Origin of the sequence: Corynebacterium sp. UMB9976 (assembly GCF_030212265.1) — a bacterium.
In the GTDB taxonomy this organism is placed as follows: domain Bacteria; phylum Actinomycetota; class Actinomycetes; order Mycobacteriales; family Mycobacteriaceae; genus Corynebacterium.
The window spans coordinates 1-3,074 of the sequence record NZ_JASODY010000039.1 but is presented as its reverse complement, the minus strand read 5'-3'; the positions used below and the strand labels follow the sequence as shown (position 1 = coordinate 3,074).

General features: G+C 68.1%; 1 protein-coding gene and 1 pseudogene. One reads left to right on the top strand and one right to left on the bottom strand.

What is annotated here, in order from left to right:
- Window positions 1-835: 835 nt before the first annotated feature.
- Window positions 836-1,558, top strand: a pseudogene (gene glfT1 / locus QP140_RS09635) (galactofuranosyltransferase GlfT1); the annotation flags it as partial.
- A gap of 74 nt (window positions 1,559-1,632) precedes the next feature.
- Here the strand turns inward: glfT1 and QP140_RS09630 are convergent.
- The coding region (locus QP140_RS09630) for a heavy metal translocating P-type ATPase (protein ID WP_149121824.1) at window positions 1,633-3,074 on the bottom strand (1,442 nt) is incomplete at its 5' end.

Below are 3,074 nucleotides of genomic sequence, written 5' to 3'. Positions count from 1 at the left end.
GGGGCACGTACGGGCACACGGGCACACGGTTGGGAACACGGGAGAAACGCATGGCCGGGTGCGCACAAACGCGGTTTTGGGCCGTGCCGTGCCACAAAACAAACAAAACCTGACACGATACAGCCCAAAACCGGGTGCGGGTGGGGTGGAGCGCAACCGGGTGAAGTGCAAGGAGCACGGGCTCACGCTCGGCCCCACGCCAGGGCAGGGGCGCGGGCACGCGCCAGCCCGGCGCGCATCGCCAGAGGCCTCACGCAGACCGGGTAAAGTAGCACCCATGAAACGCGCGCTCCGAGGACTCAAAAACGCTGCCACCAGCACCATCGCCCGCATCACCGGGTCCCAGGGCAGCACCGCCAGCCACACCGGAACCCCGGCCACGAAGGCAGGCACCGGTTCCCAGGGCAACGCGAACCACACCGCACCCAACCCGGGGCGCTATGCCATCGACCCGCGCGGCACCATCGCCGCCGTGATCGTCACCCACAACCGCGTTGACCTGCTGGAACGCAGCCTCGACATGGTGGCCAAGCAGACCCGTCGCCCCGATTGGGTCATCGTCGTGGACAACGGCGCCGACCCCGCGGTCGAAACCCTGGTCCACGCGAAGCTCGGCGGGGAACCGCAGTCCCGCCGCGCGTCCGCGGAGATCGCCGCCCGCCGTTTCGCGGAGATCCAGACCGTCGGGGCCGCCATCACGAAGGCGTCCGACGAAGCCGACGACGTCCCGACCACCGCCGACGACACCACCAATAACGACGACGCCACGACGTCGACGTCCGCGCCCAGCTCCGGCGCGTCCGGTTCCGCCGGCGACGTCCCCCAGCGACGTCCCCGCCCGATGTACCTGCCCAGCCGCACGAACCTGGGCGGTGGGGGCGGCTTCGCCCTCGGCTTCCTCGCAGCACTCGCCCTGGGCGCCGACGCCATCTGGTGCGCCGACGACGACGGCCGCCCCGCCGACGAGAACGTCCTCGCCACCCTGCTGGACGTCGCCGAACGCGAGCAGCTCGCGCAGGTATCTCCGCTGGTCACGAACATCAACAACCCGGATCGCCTGGCCTTCCCGCTGCGCCAGGGGCTCACGTGGCGCCGCCGCGTCTCCGAACTCGAGGGGGACTTCCTGCCCGGCATCGCGAGCCTCTTCAACGGTGCGCTGATTTCCGCCCGCGCGATGGAGATCATCGGCGTGCCGGATTATCGGCTGTTCATCCGCGGCGACGAGGTCGAATACCACCGCCGCATCGTCCGCAGCGGCCTACGCTTCGGCACGAGCCTGACCTGTGCTTATGCGCACCCAGATGGTTCGGAGGAGTTCAAGCCGATCCTCGGCGGGCGCATGCACACGCAGTACCCGGACGGCGAGTTCAAGCGCTACTTCACGTACCGTAACCGCGGTTACCTCATGTCGCAGCCGGGCATGCGGCGGTTGCTGCCGCAGGAGTACGCGCGCTTCGCGTGGTTCTTCCTGGTCCAGAGGAAGGACGTCGCCGGCTTCCGCGAGTGGCTCCAGCTGCACACTTTGGGCCGCCAGGAGCGCTTCGAGCGCCCGGAGTAGCAGGGCTGAAGCCCAGAGGAAACTGGTCCAAGCCTCGACCGGCCCAGAAAGGGCCGGCCCCCGCCCAGCGGGCCTTAGGTCCGCACGGGTCGCAGCAGCGTCATGGCGATCACAATGACCAGCAGCACGCTCGCCTCGTGGACCAGCATGCCCACCGCCATGGTCACGCCACCGAGGAACACTCCCAGCAGCAGGACCAGCACCGTTGCCAGCGCGATGAAGATGTTCACCCGCATGGTGCGTGCGGTGCGCTTGGCCAGGATCAGCGACTGAGGAAGCCTCGTGAGCCGATCGGCCATGAGCGCGATATCCGCGGTCTCGATGGTTGCCGGCGACCCGGCCGCGCCCATCGCCACGCCAATCTCGGCGGTGGCTAGCGCGGGCATGTCATTCACGCCGTCGCCCAACATCGCCACGGTGTGGCCCTCAGACTGCAGCCCGCGGACCACGTCCACCTTCGTCTCGGGCAGCATGCCTGCGTGGAACTCATCGATGCCCAGCTCGGCAGCGACGTTGCGCGCCACCGGTTTGGCATCACCCGTTGCCATGACGACCTTCACCCCGGCCTTGTGGAGTGCCTCCACCGCAGGCCGCGCTTCTGGCCGTACCTCGTCAGCCACGGCCACCACGCCGGCCGGCGCACCGTCCACGCCAACGATCATCGCGGTCTTGCCCTGCTCGTTGAGCTCGGCCACCGCTGCCAGGGCGGCATTAACGCCGCTCGCCGCATCATCCAGCAGCTCGGCAGTGCCCACGGACACTCGGCCGACACCCGGCACGGTTGCTGTGATCCCCTGGGCCACCACCGGATCGGCGTCCTGAATATCAGCGACGAATCCGGCCTCACGCACGCTCCGGTCCACCGCGCCTTCCACAATGGCGGCGGCCAGGGGGTGCTCGGAGGCGCTCTCCACGTCCGCGGCAATCTGGAGGATTTCCTTTTCCGACCAGCGCGAACCCGGCAGGGTGCGCACATCGGTCAGCGCCGGGCGGCCAAGGGTCAGCGTGCCCGTCTTGTCGACGACCACGGCGTCCACCTTCGCGGCCTGCTCCAGGTACTCGCCACCCTTGATGAGAATGCCGTCGCGGGCCGCGCGCCCGATACCGGCCACGATGGACACCGGGATACTGATGACGAGCGCGCCTGGGCAGCCGATGACCAGCAGGGTCAGGGCGAGCTCCGTGTTGCGGGTGATCAGGCCGACCAGAATCGCGCCGATCATGACGGCCGGCGTGTACCAGCGGCTGAATTTCTCCAGGAAGGTCTGGGTTTTCGCGCGGTCATCCTGGGCGTCCTCGACGCGGTGAATGATCTTGGCCAGGGTGGTATCCGAGCCGATGTCCACAGCCTCGACGCGCAGCGCGCCGCTGCGCAGCCAGGTGCCGGCGAAGACCTGGTCGCCGTCCTTCTTCTCTGCGGGGATGGATTCGCCCGTGATGGCTCTGTTGCAAAAATCGTGAAGCTTGAGCATGCTTGGCGGAGATTGGACGGACGGAACGATGACGGATTTCAAGT